Origin of the sequence: Bdellovibrio bacteriovorus HD100 (assembly GCF_000196175.1) — a bacterium.
GTDB classification, from domain to species: Bacteria; Bdellovibrionota; Bdellovibrionia; order Bdellovibrionales; family Bdellovibrionaceae; genus Bdellovibrio; species Bdellovibrio bacteriovorus.
Map to the genome: position 1 here is coordinate 2,982,869 of NC_005363.1, position 23,190 is coordinate 3,006,058.

Sequence of the window (23,190 nt, forward strand, 5' to 3'; positions counted from 1 at the left end):
ACTGAATGCTGGGGAAAGAAATCACCACCTCTCAAATGCGCGAATTTGAAGTGGTTGAAGAAATCAGATCTGTCCTGCGAGTCATCGCAAACTGGATGGCCGTGCCTTTGTTCATGGCCTTCTGGATTTCCGATCTGATTTACGTTCCCCAATTCAAGTGGCTGTTCCTGGGGCTGCGTCTGACCATTATACCACTGTGTATGCTGGCCAAGTACGAGCTGCGCAAAGAGCAGAGCTTTACCCGAGCCCAGTGGTTTGCCGCCTTGTATGCCGGTCTGGTGGCACTACCCATTAACATCATGATTTATTTCATACCGGACGTGGGCACCGGATACTATGCCGGCCTGAATCTGGTGGCGATCGGGGGACTTTCGTTCATTCCGTTTTCCACAGGCTTCTTTGTCGCCACCGCCTTGGGCATCTATCTGCCCTACTATCTGTTCACCGCCTTGAAAATTCAGACCCTGCCTGACCTGTGGCCGGTGGTTCTGAATTCATTCTTTATTATCGGCTCAATTGTGATTTGCTTCTTGATTCGCTTCTTCCACGAACAGCTGCGCATGCGCGAAATCAACAGCCGTCTGGCCTTGAAGGCCGAGATCGCCAACCGCGATCACATCATCAAATCAAAGACCGAAGAAGCCGTCCGTTTGAACACCCTCAGCACTCAGTTCAGCCCGCAGGTGGTGCAAGCCATCCGTGAAGGCAAAGTGGATCTGGAAAAGGGCGTTCGCCGTGCGCAGATTTGCGCCATCTTCGTCGACATCGTGGGCTCCACCGAGCGCGTGGTCCGCCTGGATCAGGCCAAGGTGGATCTGGTTCTGGCCAGATTCATGGACACCGTCGTCAGTATCTTCCTGAAATACGACATCACTATCGACAAATTCCAAGGTGATGGCATCCTGGCCTTTGCCAACGATCCGATCCGCTATGGGGACTACACACAAAGAACCTGTCTGGCTGCCCTGGAAGTGCGCGAAGCCCTTCGGCAGGACCGCGAGTTCTATCTGATGAACTGGAAAAAAGAAATGCAGATTCGCATCGGTATTTCTGCGGGCTACGCCAACGTCGGCTTCTACGGTAATAAAAAGTTCTTCCGTTCCTACACGGCGATTGGTGCCCCCCTGCCGTTTGCCTCCCGTCTGACAAACCTGGCTGAACCCGATCAGATTCTGATTGATTCGGACATCGCTCAGACCCTTCAGTCTGAAGGGTTTGCCGTGAAAAACATCGGCGAGCGCGTGATCAAAGGCTTTGAGGGCGACACTCACTATGTCTTTGAACTGAATCAGGCCCCGGTTGTGCGCAAGGATGTTTCAGCAAGCTCCTGCCCTCACTGCCCGGATTCAATCCTTTATTTGGATACGAATGCCCAGGGCCACTTCGTGATGAAGTGCCGCGCTTGTGGTTATGAGGCCGCCGAAGCTCAGGCTGTCGGCGCTTTATAATTCCGTCCAACCCCCTGTTGACGATCTAGACAGGGCGATGACCGTTTAGGCCTTTGACACCGGCAATCCCATAACGAGACAACTCACCATCCCGCAAGTCATTGATATTTGTGGAATCCCCATTGGCAGACCTCTTGCTCTTTAAGGCCGTGAGGAGGCTTCATGAGAGCTACCACACCCCATTTGTACAAAATGCTGTTTCTAACCCTTTGCTTTAGCATGGGCTGGAATATGAAACCCGTGGACTTCCATTTGGACCTGGCTTCCAAGGAAGAAAAGGGACTGGCAGCGCCATTTAATCTGAACGCCTCCAAAGCCAAAGTGGAAAACAAAAAGGAAGAGGAAACAACCTCAGAGCCGATTCCTATTATTGAGCATGCACTCGACAAGATTGAAAAAACCAAAAGCTTCCAAAGCCTGTTTGGCTGGGGTGACAACGTTGCCAACCGTAACTGCGACACCTGTCAGGACGAAATCCGCAATATGCGCTACATGCAGTGCAATGCCCAGAACAACTATCTGGAAGCAGAAATGAAAACGGCCGCGGAATCACAAAGCAGTCTGCTGGGTGATCTGATTCGCGCCCCGATCAAACCAAACTCCATCATCAAGGCTTCGTGCATTCAGATGGGCATGAACACGAAATTTGGTGTCAGCAGCAAAACCTTCCGTCAGTGCAACGCCGCCGGGGCTGCCCGCCAGGCCTTCCGCCCTTGCATCTCTGAAAATTACTTTAAGATGGTGAACAACAGTTTCGAACTGGTCAGTTCCTGCATGAAGGACTTTATTGCTCCAGGCAAGGATGAAGAAACCCAGAATCTGGATGTGCGTGCCGTTTATGCTTTGATCAATATTGAGTCCGGCTTCCACGTCAACGCCATGAGTGGCACCGGTGCCGGAGGTATCGGCCAGTTCACCGCTCCAGCCATCCAGGATGTGAACTCCAACGAATTGAATGCCGTTCGCATCTCTTTGGAAGGCAACAAAAACCCATTGTGCAGCCGCCTGTCCATGGAGCTTTTGGATAAAATGGAACCGATTCGTCCGGGGAAAGCGCAGTCCTGCGAGCGCATCTCTTTGAGAAACGGCAATCCGATGAAAAACATGATCTATACGTACGCTTACCTGAAAGGTGTCAAAGCGGACATGAACAATATGATCTTCGAAAACAAGAACTACAAAAATAAATTCCGCATGTCTGAATACGACCTGAACAAGATCAAACGTGCTTTGATGGTTTGGTCCCATAACACGGGTCCGGCAGGCACCTGGACACCGGCAAAAACTTTGCTGAACACATTCTACAGAGGCAAGACCGTAACGAACGCCGATCAGTTCATTCAGCAAATGCAGCAGTACATGCAAAAATTCCCGGCCAGCGCCAACAAATCCAGCGCACGCCGCAAGGAAACGTCCCGTTATTTCCCTGAGATCACAAAGACTTTGAATAATATCGAAAACGCAGTAGGAGGTGGCACATGCGTAAACTAGTGATGATTCTGGCTTTCGTTCTTGCCGGCAATTCCGCAATGGCTTTTCAGGATCTGCAAACGTACCGCGCGACGGACGAGCTGATCAATGCCATGCAGCTGGAAGGTGACACCTCAGTGCGTTTGCGCCAGCTGGAATCCTACAAGGACTTCCTGTACAGCAGACTGAATACTATCGAGCTGCCTGACATCGACACCACGCCGGAGACCGATCCCCGCCTGGAAGAGTACCGCAGTCTGACCGAGTTCGATAACTATGTCGCCCTGATCCGTATGCGTCAGGTGTCGGCAAAGTCCTGCAATGCCACAAAGGTGCATATTGAAAACTCCACCAGCCGCGACGGCGGTGTGGTCCCGGAAGCGGTGGAAGCCCTGAAGATCCTTTCCGCTCTGTGCACATAGCAATCAGCAAAAACAAACGGCGGGCCTCCCCGCCGTTTTCCTTTTATAAAGTGAAACTTTTCATCAGCTTTGCCGCAATCGGATTGTCGATCTTGCGGTTGGCCGCCATCAGCCAGATCTCTTCATAAATCCCCGGCAGCGTCCCTAATACCACCAGCTTTTTTTCCCGGATCAGATCCGAGGCCGCAACCTCCACTATCGGAATCAGTCCCACCCCTTCCTGACCCAGCAACTTTTGCAAACTGGTGTCCTGAGTTTCAGCGATACGGTCCACGCGAATTCCATTCACCGAAAAATAGTGCTCAAGATCCCGGCGCAGACGGCTGTGAATAGTTGGGAAAATAAACGGCTGACCTTCCAGGGAATACGGAAAATCACGGCGCAGATGTTTGTACTTCGCCGAAGCACACACCACCACATCAAGCTTGGCGATGGATTTGGCATACACCGTCTGAAAATCCACATTCGGAGGATAGTTGGACAGCAGCAGATCAATCTGGTGCGCACTCAGCTCCCGAAGCAAATCATTACCCGCCCCCTCCAGAACCGAAACCGCACAGTTCCCCTGCTTATAGGCCTGCAACACCACTTCAGAAATGATAGGTTTGGGCACACTGTCCAGGGCACCGATTTGTACGTGCACACGGTTGTTCTGCAGACGGTCCTGCAAAACCTCCACCATTTCCGCCCCCAGGCGAAACACCTGATCGGCGTATTCAAAGGCGATCTTCCCGGCTTCTGTCAAAAACAGGCGTTGCTTGCGCCTTTCAAAAAGATTCTTCCCTAAGGACTCTTCCAGCTGCTTTAATTGAATACTAAGAGTTGGTTGTCCCATGTTCAGCTTTTCGGCGGCCTTGGCGATACTGCCCTCTTTGGCAATAACGTGGAAATAGTGCAGATGATGGTAGTTCAGCCATTGAACCTGATTTTCGATACGAACCGGCATATTTCACCTCATTGCTTTTAGCGAATAACTTGATAAAGAATATCTAATTTTTAAAACATCCAAAAGTCTTTATACTGCGCTCTGGAGGTTTTACCGTGTCCGAAGTTTTATTGTTCCCATTTGCTGAATATTGGTGGTTTTACGCGGGCTTTATCGCCTTTGTCATAGGTATGCTCGCCCTGGATTTGGGTGTATTTCACAAACACTCACATACGGTGAGTTTCAAAGAAGCCACGATCTGGTCGATCGTTTGGGTGTCCATCGCGATGCTCTTCAACGTCGGATTGTACTATTACACCCTGCACCTGTACCCCGAGAATCCCGCCATCGCCAAGCAGGTGGGGCTGGAGTTCCTGACAGGCTATGTAATTGAAAAATCCCTGTCTATCGATAATATCTTCGTCTTCGTTGTCGTATTCGGATTCTTCTCGATTCCGCCCAAGTACCAGCACCGCGTGCTGTTCTATGGTATCCTGGGCGCCCTGATCTTCCGCGCGATCTTCATTGCTCTGGGCTCAGTCCTGATGCAATACCAGGCTGTGGTTCTGATCTTCGGTGTGTTCCTGATTTTCACCGGTATTAAGATGATGTTCCAGCCGGACAAAGAAGTCGACCCATCCCAGAACTGGCTTATCAAATGGCTTAAAAAGCACATCCGCGTAGCCGATCGCATGCATGAAGATCACTTCTTCATCAAAGAAAACGGCGTGAAACTGGCGACTCCGCTGTTCATTGCCCTGGTGTTCCTGGAATTCACAGACATCATCTTTGCGGTGGACTCGGTGCCGGCGATCTTTGCCATCACCAAAGAACCAATGCTGGTGTTTACTTCCAACATCTTTGCGATCCTGGGCCTGCGTTCCCTGTACTTCCTGCTGGCTGGCGTGGTTGATAAATTCCACCTGCTGAAGTACGGTCTGGCTCTGACTCTGGTCTTTGTGGGCTTAAAAATGGTATGGCTGAACAAATTGTTCGGTGGCCACTTCCCTATTGGCATCTCTTTGGGAATCATTTTCGCTTTCATCGGTGGCTCTATTGCCGCTTCCCTGATGTTCCCGAAAAAAGAATCTTAATTTCGGGTCCGTTGTCGCATTAATTTGCACGGCGGACTGGACAAGCCCCCTTAAAACAGTGATCCTGTTTGTGAGGGGGCTTTATGACCAGACGACTGTTCCTTGCTCTCAACGCTACCGATCCTTTGGCAGACACCTTTCTGCCGACCTTAAAGAAACTCAAAATTAATGCTGATCGACGCGACATGACCGTGAAGTGGGTCCCGACGGACAACTACCACGTCACTATCACGTTTTTAGGCGAACGCCCCGAAGAAGAAGTTCAAAGGGTGGCCGATGCGCTGGCGCACGTGTGCCAGAACTTTGCCCCGTTTGATCTGAAGATCGAGGATGTCGGCGCTTTTTCAAACGAACACGATGCACGCGTACTGTGGCTGGGTGTGCAGAACAAAAGAAGTCTGAATCAATTCAAAGAAGCTCTGGATCGCGAGCTGGTGGACAAAAATCTGCTGCCGCAAATTGAAGAACGGGCATTTTCCCCGCATCTGACCTTCGGAAGACTTCGCAACCCGCGAAGTGTGAAGGACATGATCTCGCCGTTTAAACGCAAAAGCTTCGGCAAAATTCATGTCACGGAAATCGTACTGTATGAATCAACTTTGCAAGGGGCCTTCCCTGTGTACAAGCCCCTTGCCCGTTGCCAGCTGACCGGAAGCGCCGACCTAGCGGATGGCGTTCCCGAACAAACGGATATAGATATTACTTTCACGTAGGTGAACAGTCACATCACCCCAGTGAGAACCAGTTGTCGACGGATGGAAAATCACGCGGATCGTGCACTGCTGACCCGGCATCAGAATCTGCGGGCAGTTGGTGTCCACGCGATACGCGAAAGAACCCTGAACGCTGATACCACGAATGAATGTGGAATCAGGACCGTTCGCCGTCAGAATGAAATCCTGAAATCTTGCCGAGTGAACAAAAGAAGTCCCGAAATTGTAGTTAAGATACTGATCCTGAGCTTTCGCCTCTACGTTCAGTGGCTGAACCGACACGTCTGCAAAAGCAAAGACTGGAGCGAAAACCAACGCCAAAGACATCAAAAACTTTTTCATAGAATCCCCCTCTATGACCTAAGTCTGGCAGGGGAACCGAAGTGCGGGCAAACAAAAAGGGAGTCTTTCGACTCCCTTTTTGACGCATTGTAGATGTAAAAAGTCACCAGGCACCTTTTAGAGAGAAAGTGGCGCCCCGACAACGAAGTCGGATGGGCCATTTTCATCAGCCGTTAGATGCCGGCTTTGTGGCGTTCTTCGTCGTCGACGTGAGTCAGGATGCCGCCCTTAAGATTTGGACGGTATGCCAGGTGATTGATGTCGTAGATGAAGTTTGCACCATTCACGCCCGGAGTCTGCCATTCAGGGCCCAGACGGATTGCATCCACCGGGCAGGCTTCTTCACAGAAACCGCAGAATACGCAGCGAAGAATGTCGATCTCGTAGCTGATCGGGAATTTTTCGACTGTTGGGTCGTTGTGTTCCGCCGCCGTGATCTTGATACATTCTGCAGGACAATTGGTCGCGCAAAGCATACAAGCCGTGCAACGCAAAGAACCGTCTTTTTTAACCGTCAGAACGTGATTGCCCTTGAAACGAGGAGAGTACTCATACTTCTCCTCTGGATAGTTCAGGGTCATCATTTTCTTCTGATTGAACAAGTTCTTCAGCAAGTGCTTCATGGTCGTTGCAAGACCACCCAGAATCCCCGGCAGGAACCACTTGGACTTTTCAGAGTTGTTTTGCATTACGCTCATAGGCTACCTCTTCTGAACACGAACTCATTCTTTTTACGGGCTTCCAGTGTCACCTGATCGTCACGCTGATTGTTCGGCATGAACGTCGCGCTCACCGCTGGGATCGCCAGGTTCTTGCCAACCATCAACAACGCCGCTTCAGTCAAAGTCAGTGCTTCGGAAACAATCGTCGTCGCTTTTTTGAACTTCTGCTCAAGACCTGCGTGGTTGATGAACGTGCCGTCTTTCTCAACAAATGTTTTTGTCGGGATCAACCATACGTTGCCAGTCAATGCCATCAAAGCGTCCTGTTTGGTCGCCTGCAGCCAGATCAGGTTGGAAGCTTTGGAAAGCTCTTTCACGCGATCTGCGAAATCAGGGAACGCATTCATGTTCTCCGGACCCGCCACCACAACGGTTTTGATCGCTCCGGAATTCAAACCGGAAGTCAGATCCGCCCAGGTCGCCGTGATTCCGTGCTTTTCCAGAACTTTCAGCAGGCCTTTGGTGTTCGGGTTTTTATCCCCGCGCAACAACAATCCGTCAAAGCTTTCAAAGGATTCCTTGTTGTTGATCCAGAAGAAGACTTTCTTGGTTTTGAACTCGTTCACGAACGAGGAAACGATCGCATCGAATTCTTCCAACGTGTACTGAGCCGTCAGAACCAGCGCCAAAGAATCACCCTGTGAGTTCTTCAGAACCTCATTGGCATTCTTCGCCGCCGCCCCTGCTGTCATCTCTGTCCAGCCGGAAGCATTGCGAACCTGCGCCTTCAACAGACGATGTTCACGGTTGACGAACTTGTAGATGTCACGACCTTCATCGCACATCCAGTGACCGTTCACCTGCTCATTATAAACAGGCTTCACGCGGAAGAAACCTTCCTTGTTATAGAAGACTTTTACGTTACAGCCGGTAGAGCAGCCATTACATACAGTTTCAGCATCTTTTAGATACCAAACGCGCTGACGGAAACGGAAGTCCTTGGACGTCAACGCACCCACCGGGCAGATGTCGACAGTGTTCAAAGAATACTTGTTATCCAAAGGCATGCCATCGTGAGTGCCGATTTCAGTGCGGTCACCACGGTTGAACAGGCCCAGTTCGTTGGTTTTGGATACTTCCTCAGTGAAACGAACACAGCGGGAGCAAAGGATGCAACGCTCGGAATCCAGAACAACTGTCGGACCCAGGTCTACAACCTTGTGTTTCTTTTGTTTGTGTTCGGCCATTTCAGGATCGTACTTGCCGTACTCCATGTACTGGTCTTGCAGACCGCACTCACCTGCCTGATCGCAGATAGGGCAATCCAACGGGTGATTGATCAAGTGGAAGTCCAAGCCCCACTTCACAGCGTCTTTCACTTTTTCAGACGTGTTGTTGATCTTCATGCCCTCAGTAACCATGGTGTTACAAGCGATCTGAACGCGTGGATTTCCTTCGATCTCCACCATGCAAAGACGACAAACACCGGCTACGGACAATCCCGGGTGCCAGCAATAGTGAGCGATACGATCGCCAGACTGTTGCATGGCTTCGATGATCGACGTGCCTTCTTTTACTTCGACTTCTTTGCCATTAATGGTGCATTTCGGCATATGTCGTTCCTTTTACCTTAGAGCGTCCTTCGCGAACGTAGAATTCAAACTCATCACGGAATTTAGTTACAAAGCTGAGAACCGGCAAAGCCGCTGCATCGGAAAGCGCGCAGATGGTTTTACCTTTCATGTTGTCAGCCACTTTGATCAACAAATCGATGTCCTGCAAACGGCCGCGGCCTTCCAGAATCGAATGAAGAACTTTATTCAGCCAGCCTGTACCCTCACGGCAAGGCGTGCACTGACCACAAGATTCGTGAGCATAGAAGTGAGTCAAAACACCCAGCATATCAACCATGCACTGGGAATCGTCGATCACGATCACCGCGCCGGAACCAAGCATTGTGCCCAGACCCGCCAGGGATTCGTAATCCAAGTTTGCTTTCGCCACTTCTTCAGCTGTCAGAACCGGAGCGGAAGAACCACCCGGAATAACCGCTTTCAGTTTGCGGCCCGGCTTCATACCGCCGCCCTCTTTCATGATCAGGTCCATCAACGGGTAACCCAGTGGAACTTCGAAGTTGCCTGGAGTCATCACGTTACCGGACAAAGAGAACAATTTAGTACCAGCGGATTTCTCAGTACCGTGTTTGCGGTAGGCCTGAGCGCCGTCTTTAATGATGTATGTTACTGCAGCCAGAGTCTCCACGTTGTTCACGATGGTCGGCTTTCTCAGGTAACCCTGAACTGCCGGGAATGGCGGTTTCAGTTTTGGCTGGCCTTTCAGACCTTCCAAAGAAGAAATCATGCCTGTTTCCTCACCGCAGATGTAAGCGCCTGCGCCACGGTAAACATCCAGATCGAAGTCAAAACCAGAACCCAGGATGTTTTTACCCAGCAGGCCGGCAGCGTAAGCCTCTTTGATTGCCTTGTTCAGGCATTCGATCGGGAATACGTATTCACCACGAACATAGATGTAACCTTTGTGGGAACCGATCGCGAAAGCAGAAATGATCATGCCCTCGATCAACTGATGTGGAGCACGCTCCATCATCATACGATCCTTGAAAGTCCCCGGTTCACCTTCATCGGCGTTGCAAAGAAGATAGCGTGGCTCGCCATTTTTCGGCAAAAAGCCCCACTTCATACCGGTCGGGAAACCCGCACCACCACGACCACGCAAACCCGAAGCTTTCACTTCATCGATGATGGCCTGAGGTTGCATTTTAAAAGCTTTATGAAGAGTTTCGTAACCACCCTTGGCTTTGTAGCCCGCCAGAGTTTGATATTCAGGCAGGTGGTAGAATTCTGTAAGCATTTTTACTTCAGACATTATTTCATACCTCTCAACAGGTTCATCGCAGTCTCAGGAGTCAGCTTTTCGTGATAGCTGTCATTCACCTGCATCATCGGCGCAGTTCCGCAGGAACCAAGGCACTCGACCTTGGAAACTGTGAAACGACCGTCCGCAGTGACCTGATCGAACTTCACGCCCAGTTCATGACAGATGTGTTTTGCCATCTCACGACCGCCCTCAAGAGCGCAGGAGATGTTCGTGCAAACCTGCACGTGGTACTTGCCCACGGGCTTCTGGTTGAACATGGTGTAGAACTTAAACACTTCATTGATACGTGCTTCCGGAATATCCATCACCTGAGAAAGTGTGCGGATGATTTCCGGCGTGATGAAGCCGTTGTTTTCTTTTTGAGCAATGTAAAGGCTTGGAATAATAGCGGACTCTTTCGCCTCGTAGCGAGCCAGTTCACTTTTTACTGCAGCCAAGCCAGAATCAGACAATTTAAACATATTCAATATCCTTATCTATCCAGCTCACCGGCGATCAAGTTCATAGAAGCAACCGTTGCAATCGCATCCGCCAGCATCGCGCCCTTAACCACAGTCGGGAAAGACTGGTAGATCGCAAAGCAAGGTGGACGAACTTTCAAACGGTACGGATTCGCGGAACCATCGCTGACCAGATAGAAGCCCAACTCACCATTGGCTGCTTCTGTCGCATCATAAACTTCACCCACTGGTGGGCGAAGACCTTTGATGATCAGCATGAAGTGATTCATCAAACCTTCGATGTTGCCGTAAACGTCTTTTTTCTCTGGAAGAACGATGCCTTTGTCGCGGATTGTGTAATCGCCACCTGGAACGTTTTTGCAGACTTGTTCAATGATACGAACGGACTGACGCATTTCCTCGAAACGAACCAGGTAACGGTCATAGATGTCACCGTTGGTTCCCACTGGAACATCAAAATCCAAAGCGTCGTATCCATAGTATGGCTGAGCTTTGCGCAAATCCAGGTTCACACCGCAGGCACGAAGCATCGGACCTGTGTAACCCCACTGAATTGCATCAGCAGCAGATACCGGACATACGTTTTTGGTACGCTGGATGAAGATTTTATTGTCGATAACCATATTGGCCATCTCGTCTGTGCCCTTGCGGATTTCTTTTACAAGAGCCAGAACCTCGTCGAACCAGCCTTCCGGCGCATCCTGAGCCATACCACCGATACGGGTCATGGATACTGTCAGACGGGCACCGCAAAGTTTCTCGAACAGACCGTAAACTTTTTCACGCATACCGAACATATAGAAGAAGCTGGTCAAAGCCCCCAAGTCCATCGCGCCGGTACCGATTGCGATCGTGTGATCGATGATACGGGAAAGTTCAGCCAGGATCACACGCATCGCCTGAGCTTTCGGCGGGATTTCCACGCCCAAAAGTCTTTCAACCGCTTTGCAATACCCGATGTTGTTCATCGGAGCAGAACAGTAGTTCAGACGGTCGGTGTAAGGGATCACCTGATTGTACGGGTGAGTCTCTGCCATTTTTTCGAAGCAACGGTGCAGGTAACCGATCTCGTTGTTGCAACGAACGATCGTCTCGCCGTCCATTTCAGCCATCACACGCAAAGTTCCGTGCATCGCCGTATGGGAAGGACCGATGTTCAATGGAAGATATTTGTCGTTCAATACGTCGCCAGGGGAACCCGGCTCGTTGTTGAAGTGAATCGGCAGGGAGTTCGTGCACGCCTGCTGGTTGTTCGCATCGTAGTCCTTGCGCAGAGGATGACCCACGAACTGGTGGTGAGTCAGGATCTTGCGCAGGTTTGGGTGACCTTCGAAGATGATACCGAACATATCGTATGCTTCACGTTCAAACCAGTCCGCGCCACGGTAAGCAGGAATTGCAGTGCCGATGGACTCGCCCTCACCCACTTGCGCTTTCACACGCAGACGGGAGGAGTCTTTGGAGTTGAACAGGTTGTAAACAACGTCAAAACGCTTTTCACGGCTTGGGTAGTCCGCACCGCACACGTCCATCAGGAAATCGAACTGGCCGCTTTCACGAAGGAACAACAAAAGCGCCGGAGCGTCTTCTTTAGGAACTTCAATCACGTCATCGCCAACAGCGTGAGTGAACTTGAAGTTCTCAATTTTAAATTTGCCAGCCAGAAGCTGTTTCAGATTTTCAAGCTTGTTCATATGGGCTCTTCCAGTTGTCTTTCCAAGGACGAGGTTGATTTGTCGCAATCATACGCTGCAAAGCCATGATACCGTCCATCACCGCTTCTGGTGTTGGAGGGCAGCCTGGAATGTAAACGTCGACAGGGATGACTTTATCAACGCCCTGAAGAACGTGGTAAGCACGATAGAAACCACCGGAGCTTGCACAAGCGCCCATGGACAACACGTACTTAGGTTCCAGCATCTGCTGATAGATACGCACGATCACCGGAGCCATTTTCTCAGTGATGGTTCCCGCAACGACAAGCAAGTCCGCCTGACGTGGAGAGAAGCGCGCCACTTCCGCACCGAAACGAGCCAAGTCATACTTGGGACCCATCACGGACATGAACTCGATACCGCAGCAAGCAGTACCGTACGGCATTGGCCACAGAGAGTTTTTTCTTCCCCACGCAACAATAGCATCAAGCTTTGACGTGAAAGCAAAACCCCGCGACATATCATCTACAGCTTGGGTTCCGGTCATCCCATCGTGAGATACCAAACCCTGCACTTGTTCATTGTGCATAAATACACCTCTGCAATTTCATTTAGCTATCATTAAGTAGTTACTGAAAAACCGTAATCCTGACAACTAGATATATATATTGGCGGCCCTCGCCGATTTCTTCAACGCACCTTTCCAAAGTGAGCCAAATGAAATTGATTCTCCTGTCGTTTAACCACAAACTTTAGGGAGCTTAAACAATAGGAGAAAACCCACATGAAGAAGATGGCACTGTACGTTGCTTCTGCCATTCTTGTTTTGTCCGGAGTGGCATCTGCCAGCTCCCAAAAGCAAGATTTGCTTATTAAACTGGCACCTGGCTTCGTTGAATTGGAAATTCAGGGCGCAAAAGTCGAAAAACTGAGCGAATCCTGGGTTCGCGTTCAAGCTCCCCGCCGCATGAGCCTTCAATCTTTGGAAAAAAATCCGGCCATCGAGTACGTTCAGCCGAACTACAAAATCTCTCTTTTGGAAGACTATAAAATCGAAGACCCTCTTCGCCGTGCCGCTTTGGCAAAAATGCTTTCAAGAAATCCTCAGCTTCGCGCAGCCGCTCGCCAGGACAACCCGGCGATTCCTGACGCTCCGCAACCAGCGACAGGTGCAGATCCTTTGTTCTCCAAACAGTGGGGCATGCTGGATATCGGCGTGGTTGACGGCTGGAAAGTGACCAAAGGCAATCCGGAAATGATCGTGGCGGTTATCGACACAGGTGTCGACTACACACACGAAGACCTTCTGCCAAATCTTTGGAGAAACGCTGGCGAAATCCCTGACAACGGCATCGACGATGACGGAAACGGTTACATCGACGACGTGATCGGCTGGGACTTTGTGACCAACGACAATAAACCTTATGATCTTGCCGTGGATTCTTTGGACGGCTTGTTCAAAGGTGGCAACCCTGGTCACGGCACTCACTGCGCTGGTAACGTGGCCGCTCGTGGTGACAACGGCAAAGGTATTGCCGGCGTGGCTCCGAACGTGAAAATCATGTCCTTGCGTTTCATCGGCATGACTGGTGGCGGGACCACAGCTGATGCGATCAAATCCATCCGCTATGCGGTTGATAACGGCGCAAAAATCATGAACAATTCCTGGGGTTCGGAAGGTGAAGAGCCTGGCGCTCCTGAAAATCAGGCTTTGCGTGATGCGGTTCAATACGCTCAAGACAAAGGTGTGCTGTTTATCGCAGCAGCTGGCAACGGCCACAAAGGCGTGGGCTATGACAACGACACCGACAAGCTTCCGGCGTACCCGGCGTCTTATGACCATGACATCATCATCTCTGTGGCGGCTTTGGATTCCAACGACCGTCTGGGTTCATTCTCCAACTGGGGTCAGAAGTCTGTGGATATCGGTGCTCCGGGCGTGAAAGTTTATTCCACGACGGTGGCACAGAGCTACAGCGACACTGTGATCGACAAGTTCGGCTTCAAAGCCACTTGGGATGGAACGTCCATGGCAGCTCCGCACGTTGCGGGTGCGGCGGCCTTGTACTGGTCTGCTCACCCGGAAAAATCCTGGCAGGATGTGAAAGCGGCGATCATCGGATCTGCTCGCAAGATCAATGCTCTGGATCGTAAGTCCGTGTCAGGCGGCAAGCTTGATGTGAAAGCTTTGATGAGCTACTAAGTTCTGAACTTCAAAGCCCGGTGCCGACAAAGCACCGGGCTTTTTTTTGCCCTAAATCTGTCGCTGCACAATTTTATCCTGCCTTCTGTTCTTATCTAAAAAACTTTCCGCTTCTTAATTTGTAAATCTTCTTTCGATCCAAAACAGTTAATGAATACCGTCTCCATCCCGGAGCACCTATTTATGAACAATCGAAAGGATCTCGTATGCGCGCGCTGCTTTTGTCTTTCATGGCCACATCCCTGGTAACCACCTCAGCTCTTGCCGCAAAGTTTGACGTCGACAAGGCTCACACCAACGTTTCCTTCACGGCTCCGCACCTGATGGTGTCCAAGGTCAAAGGCCGCTTTGACAATGTCTCCGGCAGCTTCCAGTTCGACGAAAAAACCATGAAGCTGAACGACATCATGGTCACCGTAAAAACAGACTCGGTGAACACCAACGAAGCGGACCGCGACAAACACTTGCGCAGTCCTGACTTCTTTGACGTCGCAAAGTTCCCGGAAATGACGTTCAAATCCACCAATGTAAAATACGAAAAAGACAAACCCGACAAAGTCGAAGGCGAGCTGACCATTCGCGGGATCACCAAAAAAGTCACACTGGATGTCGATTACAACGGTGCAGTCACTGACCCGTGGGGCAATCGTGTGGTCACCTTTGAAGCCGAAGGCGAGGTCAACCGCAAGGACTTCGGCCTGAACTGGAACAAGGCCATGGATAAAGGCGGCTTTGTTGTGGGCGACAAAATCAAAATTGAAATTGATGGCGAAGCCAAGGTCGCAGCCGTCCCAACAGCCCCAAAAAAATAGAGGCCCTCATGCAAAACTCCAGCTTTTCCCACAAGGTGGGCATGGGCCTGCGGGCCCCGCATTTTCCTTATCTTGAACAGCGCCCCTCCACCGAGGTGGCGTGGTTCGAAGCGCAGACTGAAACTTACATTCACACCCACGGCCGCTCGCTGGAGATGCTGCAAACCATCCGTCAGGACTATCCCGTGGCCCTGCACGGGATTTCGATGAACATCGGAGCCCCTGAGGGCATTCGCGTGGATTATCTGCAGGGACTGCGTGAGCTGATTGAGCGTGTGGAGCCGTTCATTGTCTCGGATCACATGTCGTGGAACTCCATCTCGGGTCAGAATTTCCACAATCTGCTGCCGATACCATTTACTGAAGACAGTCTGCAAACACTGGTCAACAACATCGATTTTGTGCAGAACTTTCTGCGCCGGGCTTTGGTGCTTGAAAACATTTCGACTTACATCAGCTATCATCACAGCCACATGAGCGAATGGGATTTCATTTCTGAAGTCAGCAAACGTTCCGGCTGTGCGCTGCTTTTGGATGTGAACAACATCTATGTGAATTCCCGCAATCATGGTTTTGACCCGAAATACTTTATGAACCACATCCCACTGGATCGCGTGGCACAAATCCACCTGTCCGGACCGAGCGATTACGGTGACTTCCTGTACGACACCCATTCCCAGGAAATCCCGTCGCAAGTATGGGATCTGTTTAAAATGCTGGCGCCGCAGGTTCGTCACCTGCCGGTGCTGATTGAACGAGACGATGACATTCCTGATTTCCGCGAACTGGAAGTCGAAGTGATGAAGGCCGCTTACATTCTGGAGAATTCCTATGAAACTGAGCGAACTACAGAGTCTGTTTAAAAGAAACATCCTGGCACCGGAAGCCGATCCAGGATATCTGGAATTTCTGAAGCCTGCTGGAAAACTGAGCCTGGAGCAGGCGTTCCAGATCTATCACCGCACCTATGTGGTGCGACTGACCGAGGCCCTGCGCAAAACTTATCCCGCCGTAGCGTGGGTTCTGGGCGACAATTTCTTCAATGAACTGTGCCGAAAGTTCATCGAGGCGCAACCGTCAGTGGCTTACAACCTGGCTGACTATGGAGAATCTTTTTCGGGATTCATCCAGGAAACCTCCACCGCCAAGGGCATTCCTTTTTTGCCGGATCTTGCCAAGTTTGAGTGGATCTACAAAGAAGTCCAGCACGCAGCCACTCCGGAACCCCTGCCCGTTGAAACAATTCAGGAACTGCTGAATTCAGACGACGTGAAAATTCACATGATAGATGCCATGGAGCTCTTTGAAAGTGACTATGCGGTCTATGATATTTGGGAGCACCGCTTCGAACCCGCCTACATGTTTGAAGATGTGAACTGGAACACGCCGCAGTGTCTTTTGATTCATAAAAAACAACAAAAGGTGCTGGTGCAGGAACTGCAACCCGTGGAAGCCCAGATCCTGCGCGCGCTGACAGCCGGACGGACAGTTTCAGAAGCCCTGACCCCGCACGCCAACTCTCTCAGCCCGGAAAGAATCGCCCAGCTCTTTGAGATGATGATGAGAGCCGGGATCATTGAAGACGTCATGTCGGCCGAGGCCTACTAAGAGGCCTTTCCGATCACTTCTGTCGCCATACTGCGCACCATGTGCTGAAGGGTGTTGGCCTGAGCTGACATTTCCTCTGAGGTGGCGGCGGTTTCTTCCGCTGCCGCCGAGAACGCCTGCGTCTGACGCTCCAAAGAACCCATCGCCTCATGGATGGCACGTATGCCCTCGGACTGATGCGAAGTGGTTTCAGAGATCTCCTGGTTCAGCACATTCACTTTTTGCACCGAGCTGACAATGCCATCAAGCACGCGGTCACTGCGCTCAGCCAGCTCCAGGGACACTTGCGTCTGAGTCACGCTGCTGGTGATCACCGACTTTACTTCTTTTGCGGCCTGGGCCGACTTCAGCGCCAGACTGCGCACGGCCTCCGCCACGACAGCGAAACCTTTCCCCTGCTCTCCGGCACGGGCGGCTTCCACCGCGGCATTCAGCGCCAGCAGATTGGTCTGGAAGGCGATATCATCAATGATGTCCATGGCCGAAGTGATTTCACCTGAAATCTTCGACATGACATTGATGGCTTCAATCAGTTTTTTGACTTCCATGGCCCCTTGGGACGCGCCACTTTCAGAGCTCCTTGCCAGATCCGCGGCCGCGCGGGCTCGTTCCTGATTGGCCTGGACGATTTCGTTCAGATTTTTGATCGAGCCCATGGTTTCTTCAATGCGTGCTGCGGACTCCACCGCTCCTTGCGCGACATTTTGTCCTGCGCTGGAAAGCATGTTGGAAGCCTCCAGCACCTGCTGACTGGCGTCGTTGGTGTCATTCACCGTGCGCGCCAGGAAGTTCATCAAACGGCTGGCAAAGACAAAGAACAAAGCAAACGCCACAACAAAGGCAATCGAGAAACCGATCAGCACTTTATTGCGGAAGTTGGCGATGGCCACCTCCACGTCATCGACGTAAACGCCACTTCCCACAATCCACTGCCAAGGTTTGAAGTTTCGCACGAAGCTGATTTTAGGCTCCGGATTCGGAGAACCCGGTTTCGGCCACAGATAAGGAACAAAACCCTCCCCTTCTGCGCTCTTTCCTTTTTCCGCAAAAGCCACAAACAGATGGAAGCCATTCGGGTCTTTGAAGCCCGTCAGGTCTTTGCCATCAAGTTCCGGCTTGATCGGATGCATCAGCATGGTGGGATGAAGATCGTTGATCCAGAAGTACTCATTGCCGCTGTAGCGGAGCTTCGACACAGCTTTCAGCGCCTGCTTCTTGGCCTCATCTTCGCTTAGTATTTTTTGCTGATACTGGTCGTGATAGAACTCCAACACCTTGGTGGCAATATCGACAGTGGCTCGAATCGCCACGCGGCGGTCTTCATACATGCTTTCACGCACCAGTGGAAGAACGTAAAACAGAACAATCGCCCACAGTGGAATCATAGCGCCGACAAGGAGTGCCAGCGTCTTATAGCGATAACTGCGAGTCTTCCAGAGCTTATTCCACATAGTCCGATCCCCCTAAGGTTGAAGTCGTAGGGAATTATCGGATTCGCTTTAGGATACTGAATATTCCGGGAGTTATTGCGAGGAACTTTATCCTAAGTGTCTCATTTCAATCCGTACCCCCACCTTCGCCGGGGGTTCGCCGGGGGTTGACTCCGGGAGGCAACAGCTCGTCCCCCATCAATGACTGCTCGGACGGATAGCGCCGGGAATAGCCAATCAGGTCCTTGTGATAGGAAAACAGAATACTTCCGCTTTGCAACAGATCAATCAGGTACTGCACATGCTCAAGTCCCACGGCAAAACACCCCTCGCTCCAACCCAAACGCCGGTTGCGGGCGATGAACTCATCACTGACGTAGCTGGCTCCGTGCAAAACAATCTGGCGCAATCGTGAGTTGTTGTTAGAACGATCTATGCCGTCGAGATAAAGCGACAGTCCGTTTTTGGGACTGTTGTACGTTCCTTTGGCGAAATAGAAACCCAGGGAGCTTTTCCAGGAATCCGGAAGATTTGAAAAGCTGCGTGTTTCCAATATGCCTGAACGGATGCCGTGGGCCACATAGAACTTCTGCACCAACCCTGTGCGCAGATCCAGCAGATGCAGGCGTTTTTCCGTGCTGGGACGGGAATAGTCCACCAACACGGCATAGTCAGTATTGGGAATGCGGCCTTCGTTATAATCAAACATGCGGAAAATAAGATCCAGTGGCTCGCGAGGGACGGCCTGCTCCAGCAGGACATCGAACAGAAAACGTCCATTGGCGGCTCGGCGATTGAACATGGATTCTGCCACACTCACCGAAGCTGAAAGCAGTAAGAACAACGCCACTAAGTATTGGTATATTCGTGATGCGTAAGTCATCCCCCCACTCTCTAGGGTGAAGGTCCTATCGGCAAATTAAGAATCAGAAAGGTCAAAGTTACGGCCAGGGAATGTACGGAACATCCCGGCAGACGATTGGCAATCCCGCGGCCTGCAAAGGCGCGGCAACCTCATCAATCTCGGCGGAGTCATCCAAAAGCATGATGTGAGATCTCAAAACCGTGCGCGAGAGAAACTCACTCGACACTTTGTTTTTGGCTTTTGATTTTTGCGCATGCACCGGAGTCAGGGCCGCCATGCGACGAACCGACTCCAGAATGTGTTTTACCATGCAGTTGTAGCGGGGCTTCTGATCCAAATCGATAATCTGTTTATCTGCATATTCTGCCAGCTGCATATAAGCCTTGGCTTTGTAAAGCTCCAGCAGGCGGGATTTCATGCCCGCGATATCGGGGCGACGATAGTTGTGCAAAGAATCGGTGCCTTCAGGGTTCTGCGCTTGAAACTTCGGAGTTTCAGACATCGAAATAAAATCCTGGCAAAGGATAGGAATTCCCGCCGCCTGATAAGGCGCTGCCCAGGCATCAGCAAACGGGACTGCCACAGACAGCTTTCGCTCCATCCAGATCAGCTTGTCTGAAACGGCCTTGGACTTGCCGTTAGAAAGCTTCATGTACAGGGGCTTTCGTTCCTTGTTCAGAACCATGGCCTCGTGAATATGCTCTGACAGACAAGGGCGTATGTCTTTCAGTCCGGCCCAGGACAAGGCCGGAATCATGAAAACCGCTAAGCTGAACAAAATCACTGGGAAAGACTTCATGGGCACTTTATAACACACACCAGTCCAGGGCCCGGCCCTCGGGCCACGCCCCTGTAAATAAACCTCGACTGTCCAGAAATTGGTCACCGGTCCTTAACAAAACCCAGGGCATCTTCTAACCTTGAATGAATGCCTGGTTTGCGACTTTTCATTCTTATATCAGTTCTTTGGACAGCCTCCCAGGCGCTGGCCGATTTTTCGGATTGTTACCTTATTAACGAATGCAGCAAGTTCCGACGGGACCCCGCCAGCCCGGCGCCGGGGGGAAGCCAGATTAAGATCAACCCATCCGCAGTCCCCACGGAAAAAGGTCTGGGTCTGGAAGCCATCTATTTCAATCCCTCCGCGGACTTTTCGATAGTTCGGGGTAACGGCAAGGTCGGAGCGGCCCTGTCCCCTTCCAACAGTGAGGAAACCTTCTTCGGGGCCCCCGGCTTTGAACTGATGGATGATCTTTGGGAGCGCAAACACAAACAGGAAAAATACCCGAACCAGAAACTGACCCTGGCCTCGGCCTTCGATATCGTCGATCGTAAAGGCAGCGGACACCGCCGTTACAGCCTGAAAGTCGGCGCCATGGGGAAGTACAACACCCAAAGCCAAAATGCCACTCTGGGAGGTGGTATCAACGGGATCTGGGGCCCTTTTTCTGCCGGCTATTCCGTCTATGATGATCAAACCCAACTGGAATACAGCGAAGAGCTTAAAAAAATAATCAAATACCGGGTCAACACCTACAACGTGGCCCTGCATTTAAGCTCGCTGATTTTAAGCTACTCCAATTTACATCTGGTTGAAGAAAAAGAAACCTATGAAGCCCGGGTGCAGACTTACACCGCATCCCTGGCATTGGGAAAATTCATCTTCACAGGTTCCAAACGTGTCGAGGATTCCCCGGCCTGGGCCTATAACTATGAAACCAAAGAACTGGAAGAAAAGCAGATCAAAGAAGAATACTTTGGCGGTGTCCAGTATGCCCTGAGCCGCCGCTTTATGATCGGGGCGCTTTACAACTACTATCTTCTGCGAGAGGGCTCCGTCACGGCGACTTTGTTCTTCTAAACGCCCGCCAGTTCAAATCCCGGAATCGCACTTATGAGCAACTCTGAAGCCTCCACGGTCACCGCCTGCACCGGAATTTCCCGCATCAACCCCGTAAGACTGCGACAAGGACCGATGTTCACAAATTGATCGACCTGATGATCCTGTGCCAGCTTTTGCACCGCCCGGCTCCAGTGAATGGGCTTGGTGATGCTTAATAGAAATTCCTGCTTGATCTGTTTGGGATCAGTCAGGGGCTGGGCACTCAGACTTGAAAAAATCGGCACGCGAGGAAGCTCAGTGTGCACGCTTGCGAAGTCCTTTTCCACCGCCTGCACATAAGGCAGAATATAGCGTGAATGCACGGGGTAATCCAAAATACGCATGACGTTCCAACCTTTGTCTTTAGCATATCTTTCCACTTCATCCAGATCAGCATACCGGCCCCCGATATTCAGAAATCTGGGTGTCAGACAGGATACATCCACGTTGTTTTGTTCAAACCACACATAGTCCTGTTCCGTAAACGGCGCAGTTTTGGGTGCCAGCACCGCGATGTTGCGGCCGATCTTATCAATCCCATCAATGCTGCGGGTGAAATGAATGTGATTATAGACGGCATCTTCAAAAGTGTACGTCCCGGCAAACACCGCCCGGGCCAGATCCCCGAGGGAACATCCCATGACCCAGTCCGGATCACCGCTTTGTTCGCGCAGCCGACGAGCCACACCAGTTTGTATGCAGCAAATCGCCACCGCGGCCAAACTGATGTTTTTTAAAGAATAAATATCCTCGGCAGGGAGCTCGAGAAAATCCTTAAAGTTGAAACGATGACCAAAACGCTCCTGAATAATCGCTTCGGCCCGACGAAAACACGCCTGCACTTCTGGCAGATGTAAAAAACGATGACGATCCGACTTTCGCAACAAAGCATTCAAGCCGGGAAAGAGAAAGGCTGTCGCCATTATCGCAACTCCATTTCGGTTTCAGTGTGACGATTCCATTTTCGCACCGGGAACGCGCGCTGATAGAGCGGAGCAAACTCGGACATCTGGTCCTGGGTTGCAATCAGGGAAAGCACCCGGCTGGCGGTGTGCTCAAAAACCACTTCCTCGGTCTGGCGAACCCATTTCAAAAGTTGCGCATCCATAAAGGCCCGGTCGCCGATTTCTTCATGCACCATGCGGGTGTGCTCGGCCTCGTCCTGCAAGATCGCGGAAATTGTCTGGGCCACCCCCACATTGTCAGTTCCGCGCATGAGATCGGTGTAGTGACGGAACACCCGCATTTCCAATCCCCAGGCGCCATACAGATAAAGCTGTTCGGGTTCCGGAATCTGGCGCATCATCAGACTGAAATACCGGGTCAGATAGCGCTCCAGCTCATGACACAGACGCCGCTCCAACTGGCGATACCCGGGAACAGCCAGCCATTTGCGTCTTTCCAGCACGACACTTCTTTGCAACAAACGGGCGTGGCGCAATTCATCGCTGACATGTGCGGGCATTAAATCCGGCATCGGCAGATCGCGGGAGATGAAAATCTTCTGCATATGCAAAGAGGCCATCAATTCACTGTGCCCCAAGGCGTGAACCCAGGCCACCTGCGCAGACGGACGGTCCGCAAGGACCCGAACCAGCTTTTGACTGGCACGAATGACCGGATCTGCCTGGAATTCATGACTTTGAAACTCTTGCACCAGTACGGTCATGCGCTGAACCATCAGCAAACACATTTCCTTTTCAATGACCTGAAGCTCTTGCAGGGACAGGCGGTCTGCCTCTGGTAAAGTGGCCAAAAACTTTTTGCCCAGCTGAATGTGCCCGACTTCGTCCGCCAAAACTTCCTGCATGCCTTCGCGAATTCTGGGGCTGCTGGTGCCTTCAATGTAGGCCGAATAAATCTGAAAAGGAAACTGTTCAATGGTGATCGCCCCATGCACATAGGCAGCAAAGCGGGATTGCGCCTGCAGCAAAACCGGATTGGCAAAAAAGCCCAAGACAAAACTTTCCGCCACAGACCGCAGGCGCTGGCGCAGATCTTCATAGCGCCCGTCTTTCGCCAGCGGATAAGGTCGCAGTGACAGAATGACATCGCGGTGGCGGGCTTCATCGGCGGCATGCTCCTGAATGTCGGCCACAAAGTGCCGCGGCGTGGAGGCTGAGATATTTCCCAGAACCTGCTGTGCAGCCAGATGCTCCATGTGAGCCAGAGTGCTCAGCCAGGCCGATTCCAGATGTGGATCTTCCGTCACCAGTGAAATGAGATATTGAATGGATTCAGTGAAGTTTTTCATAGCGTCCCAAGGAATACTTTGGACACTAAAACAAAGGCAAGGCAGG

23 protein-coding genes are annotated in these 23,190 nt (G+C 51.3%); 10 read left to right on the forward strand and 13 right to left on the reverse strand.

Annotation, left to right across the window (positions count from 1 at the left end; translation table 11 throughout):
• The first annotated feature begins 5 nt into the window (after positions 1–5).
• The 3 genes from BD_RS14080 (at position 6) to BD_RS14090 (ending at position 3,340) form a co-directional block, all read left to right on the forward strand.
• Complete coding sequence (locus BD_RS14080; protein WP_011165441.1) at positions 6–1,448, forward strand: adenylate/guanylate cyclase domain-containing protein; 1,443 nt, start codon at positions 6–8, stop codon at positions 1,446–1,448.
• Between the two features lie 162 nt (positions 1,449–1,610).
• Positions 1,611–2,939, forward strand: coding sequence for a transglycosylase SLT domain-containing protein (locus tag BD_RS14085; protein ID WP_011165442.1), 1,329 nt, complete (start codon positions 1,611–1,613; stop codon positions 2,937–2,939).
• Positions 2,927–3,340 carry a hypothetical protein gene (locus BD_RS14090; RefSeq protein WP_226988022.1) on the forward strand — a complete coding sequence of 138 codons (414 nt, stop codon included), beginning with the start codon at positions 2,927–2,929 and terminating at the stop codon, positions 3,338–3,340. The genes BD_RS14085 and BD_RS14090 overlap by 13 nt, the downstream gene beginning before the upstream one ends.
• 43 nt (positions 3,341–3,383) lie before the next feature.
• Here the strand turns inward: BD_RS14090 and BD_RS14095 are convergent, their stop codons facing one another.
• The gene (locus BD_RS14095; protein ID WP_011165444.1) at positions 3,384–4,286 is read right to left on the reverse strand and encodes a LysR family transcriptional regulator; all 903 of its coding nucleotides are present in this window, start codon (positions 4,284–4,286) and stop codon (positions 3,384–3,386) included.
• Between the two features lie 95 nt (positions 4,287–4,381).
• Here BD_RS14095 and BD_RS14100 point away from each other — a divergent pair, with 95 nt between their 5' ends.
• On the forward strand, positions 4,382–5,359 hold the full coding sequence (locus tag BD_RS14100) for a TerC family protein (protein ID WP_011165445.1): 978 nt from the start codon (positions 4,382–4,384) through the stop codon (positions 5,357–5,359).
• An 83-nt stretch (positions 5,360–5,442) separates the two neighbouring features.
• Positions 5,443–6,072 (forward strand): RNA 2',3'-cyclic phosphodiesterase, encoded by a 630-nt coding sequence (thpR, locus tag BD_RS14105; protein WP_011165446.1) that lies wholly within the window; start codon positions 5,443–5,445, stop codon positions 6,070–6,072.
• Here thpR and BD_RS14110 read toward each other — a convergent pair.
• The 7 genes from BD_RS14110 to BD_RS14140 form a co-directional block, all read right to left on the reverse strand.
• Positions 6,022–6,414, reverse strand: a complete 393-nt coding sequence (locus tag BD_RS14110) for an Ig-like domain-containing protein (RefSeq protein WP_011165447.1) — start codon at positions 6,412–6,414, stop codon at positions 6,022–6,024. The genes thpR and BD_RS14110 overlap by 51 nt on opposite strands.
• A gap of 173 nt (positions 6,415–6,587) precedes the next feature.
• A complete protein-coding gene (locus BD_RS14115) occupies positions 6,588–7,112 on the reverse strand; it encodes a NuoI/complex I 23 kDa subunit family protein (RefSeq protein ID WP_011165448.1) in 525 nt (174 codons plus the stop codon).
• A complete protein-coding gene (locus tag BD_RS14120; RefSeq protein WP_041583615.1) occupies positions 7,109–8,689 on the reverse strand; it encodes a 2Fe-2S iron-sulfur cluster-binding protein in 1,581 nt (526 codons plus the stop codon). The genes BD_RS14115 and BD_RS14120 overlap by 4 nt, the downstream gene beginning before the upstream one ends.
• A complete protein-coding gene (nuoF, locus tag BD_RS14125; protein ID WP_011165450.1) occupies positions 8,670–9,962 on the reverse strand; it encodes an NADH-quinone oxidoreductase subunit NuoF in 1,293 nt (430 codons plus the stop codon). Before nuoF ends, BD_RS14120 begins: the two co-directional genes overlap by 20 nt.
• Positions 9,962–10,435 (reverse strand): complex I 24 kDa subunit family protein, encoded by a 474-nt coding sequence (locus tag BD_RS14130; RefSeq protein ID WP_038448291.1) that lies wholly within the window; start codon positions 10,433–10,435, stop codon positions 9,962–9,964. Before BD_RS14130 ends, nuoF begins: the two co-directional genes overlap by 1 nt.
• A gap of 11 nt (positions 10,436–10,446) precedes the next feature.
• Positions 10,447–12,129, reverse strand: a complete 1,683-nt coding sequence (gene nuoD / locus BD_RS18435; protein ID WP_011165452.1) for an NADH dehydrogenase (quinone) subunit D — start codon at positions 12,127–12,129, stop codon at positions 10,447–10,449.
• The gene (locus BD_RS14140; protein WP_050792947.1) at positions 12,116–12,637 is read right to left on the reverse strand and encodes an NADH-quinone oxidoreductase subunit B; all 522 of its coding nucleotides are present in this window, start codon (positions 12,635–12,637) and stop codon (positions 12,116–12,118) included. The genes nuoD and BD_RS14140 overlap by 14 nt, the downstream gene beginning before the upstream one ends.
• Before the next feature lie 237 nt (positions 12,638–12,874).
• Between BD_RS14140 and BD_RS14145 the strand changes: the two genes are divergently transcribed.
• The 4 genes from BD_RS14145 (at position 12,875) to BD_RS14160 (ending at position 16,713) form a co-directional block, all read left to right on the forward strand.
• On the forward strand, positions 12,875–14,293 hold the full coding sequence (locus tag BD_RS14145) for a S8 family peptidase (protein ID WP_011165454.1): 1,419 nt from the start codon (positions 12,875–12,877) through the stop codon (positions 14,291–14,293).
• Positions 14,294–14,499: 206 nt separating this feature from the next.
• Positions 14,500–15,105 carry a YceI family protein gene (locus BD_RS14150; RefSeq protein WP_011165455.1) on the forward strand — a complete coding sequence of 202 codons (606 nt, stop codon included), beginning with the start codon at positions 14,500–14,502 and terminating at the stop codon, positions 15,103–15,105.
• 8 nt (positions 15,106–15,113) lie between these two features.
• Positions 15,114–15,968: an MNIO family bufferin maturase gene (gene bufB, locus BD_RS14155; protein WP_038448293.1), complete on the forward strand. Its 855-nt coding sequence runs from the start codon at positions 15,114–15,116 to the stop codon at positions 15,966–15,968.
• Positions 15,937–16,713 carry an HvfC/BufC N-terminal domain-containing protein gene (locus BD_RS14160; protein WP_050792929.1) on the forward strand — a complete coding sequence of 259 codons (777 nt, stop codon included), beginning with the start codon at positions 15,937–15,939 and terminating at the stop codon, positions 16,711–16,713. The genes bufB and BD_RS14160 overlap by 32 nt, the downstream gene beginning before the upstream one ends.
• Here the strand turns inward: BD_RS14160 and BD_RS14165 are convergent.
• The 3 genes from BD_RS14165 to BD_RS14175 form a co-directional block, all read right to left on the reverse strand.
• Entirely contained in the window at positions 16,710–18,164 is a 1,455-nt protein-coding gene (locus BD_RS14165; protein ID WP_011165458.1) for a cache domain-containing protein, read from the reverse strand. The genes BD_RS14160 and BD_RS14165 overlap by 4 nt on opposite strands.
• A gap of 106 nt (positions 18,165–18,270) precedes the next feature.
• Complete coding sequence (locus BD_RS14170) at positions 18,271–18,993, reverse strand: murein L,D-transpeptidase catalytic domain family protein (RefSeq protein ID WP_144313787.1); 723 nt, start codon at positions 18,991–18,993, stop codon at positions 18,271–18,273.
• A 91-nt stretch (positions 18,994–19,084) separates the two neighbouring features.
• Positions 19,085–19,807 (reverse strand): hypothetical protein, encoded by a 723-nt coding sequence (locus BD_RS14175; RefSeq protein ID WP_144313788.1) that lies wholly within the window; start codon positions 19,805–19,807, stop codon positions 19,085–19,087.
• A gap of 129 nt (positions 19,808–19,936) precedes the next feature.
• Between BD_RS14175 and BD_RS14180 the strand changes: the two genes are divergently transcribed.
• A complete protein-coding gene (locus BD_RS14180) occupies positions 19,937–20,869 on the forward strand; it encodes a hypothetical protein (RefSeq protein WP_011165461.1) in 933 nt (310 codons plus the stop codon).
• Here the strand turns inward: BD_RS14180 and BD_RS14185 are convergent.
• Both BD_RS14185 and BD_RS14190 read right to left on the reverse strand, forming a co-directional pair.
• The gene (locus BD_RS14185) at positions 20,866–21,813 is read right to left on the reverse strand and encodes an ACP S-malonyltransferase (protein WP_011165462.1); all 948 of its coding nucleotides are present in this window, start codon (positions 21,811–21,813) and stop codon (positions 20,866–20,868) included. The two genes, BD_RS14180 and BD_RS14185, sit on opposite strands and share 4 nt — an antisense overlap.
• Complete coding sequence (locus BD_RS14190; RefSeq protein ID WP_011165463.1) at positions 21,813–23,144, reverse strand: ferritin-like domain-containing protein; 1,332 nt, start codon at positions 23,142–23,144, stop codon at positions 21,813–21,815. The genes BD_RS14185 and BD_RS14190 overlap by 1 nt, the downstream gene beginning before the upstream one ends.
• Positions 23,145–23,190 lie beyond the last annotated feature (46 nt).

What these genes read in the sequence shown, in the direction of transcription:
- BD_RS14080 (WP_011165441.1), top strand. Translation starts at nt 6, where the DNA reads ATGCTGGGGAAAGAAATCACCACCTCTCAAATGCGCGAATTTGAAGTG.
- BD_RS14085 (WP_011165442.1), top strand. Translation starts at nt 1,611, where the DNA reads ATGAGAGCTACCACACCCCATTTGTACAAAATGCTGTTTCTAACCCTT.
- BD_RS14090 (WP_226988022.1), top strand. Translation starts at nt 2,927, where the DNA reads ATGCGTAAACTAGTGATGATTCTGGCTTTCGTTCTTGCCGGCAATTCC.
- BD_RS14095 (WP_011165444.1), bottom strand. Translation starts at nt 4,286, where the DNA reads ATGCCGGTTCGTATCGAAAATCAGGTTCAATGGCTGAACTACCATCAT.
- thpR (WP_011165446.1), top strand. Translation starts at nt 5,443, where the DNA reads ATGACCAGACGACTGTTCCTTGCTCTCAACGCTACCGATCCTTTGGCA.
- BD_RS14110 (WP_011165447.1), bottom strand. Translation starts at nt 6,414, where the DNA reads ATGAAAAAGTTTTTGATGTCTTTGGCGTTGGTTTTCGCTCCAGTCTTT.
- BD_RS14115 (WP_011165448.1), bottom strand. Translation starts at nt 7,112, where the DNA reads ATGAGCGTAATGCAAAACAACTCTGAAAAGTCCAAGTGGTTCCTGCCG.
- BD_RS14120 (WP_041583615.1), bottom strand. Translation starts at nt 8,689, where the DNA reads ATGCCGAAATGCACCATTAATGGCAAAGAAGTCGAAGTAAAAGAAGGC.
- nuoF (WP_011165450.1), bottom strand. Translation starts at nt 9,962, where the DNA reads ATGTCTGAAGTAAAAATGCTTACAGAATTCTACCACCTGCCTGAATAT.
- BD_RS14130 (WP_038448291.1), bottom strand. Translation starts at nt 10,435, where the DNA reads ATGTTTAAATTGTCTGATTCTGGCTTGGCTGCAGTAAAAAGTGAACTG.
- nuoD (WP_011165452.1), bottom strand. Translation starts at nt 12,129, where the DNA reads ATGAACAAGCTTGAAAATCTGAAACAGCTTCTGGCTGGCAAATTTAAA.
- BD_RS14140 (WP_050792947.1), bottom strand. Translation starts at nt 12,637, where the DNA reads ATGACCGGAACCCAAGCTGTAGATGATATGTCGCGGGGTTTTGCTTTC.
- BD_RS14145 (WP_011165454.1), top strand. Translation starts at nt 12,875, where the DNA reads ATGAAGAAGATGGCACTGTACGTTGCTTCTGCCATTCTTGTTTTGTCC.
- BD_RS14150 (WP_011165455.1), top strand. Translation starts at nt 14,500, where the DNA reads ATGCGCGCGCTGCTTTTGTCTTTCATGGCCACATCCCTGGTAACCACC.
- bufB (WP_038448293.1), top strand. Translation starts at nt 15,114, where the DNA reads ATGCAAAACTCCAGCTTTTCCCACAAGGTGGGCATGGGCCTGCGGGCC.
- BD_RS14160 (WP_050792929.1), top strand. Translation starts at nt 15,937, where the DNA reads ATGAAACTGAGCGAACTACAGAGTCTGTTTAAAAGAAACATCCTGGCA.
- BD_RS14165 (WP_011165458.1), bottom strand. Translation starts at nt 18,164, where the DNA reads ATGTGGAATAAGCTCTGGAAGACTCGCAGTTATCGCTATAAGACGCTG.
- BD_RS14175 (WP_144313788.1), bottom strand. Translation starts at nt 19,807, where the DNA reads ATGAAGTCTTTCCCAGTGATTTTGTTCAGCTTAGCGGTTTTCATGATT.
- BD_RS14180 (WP_011165461.1), top strand. Translation starts at nt 19,937, where the DNA reads ATGCCTGGTTTGCGACTTTTCATTCTTATATCAGTTCTTTGGACAGCC.
- BD_RS14185 (WP_011165462.1), bottom strand. Translation starts at nt 21,813, where the DNA reads ATGGCGACAGCCTTTCTCTTTCCCGGCTTGAATGCTTTGTTGCGAAAG.
- BD_RS14190 (WP_011165463.1), bottom strand. Translation starts at nt 23,144, where the DNA reads ATGAAAAACTTCACTGAATCCATTCAATATCTCATTTCACTGGTGACG.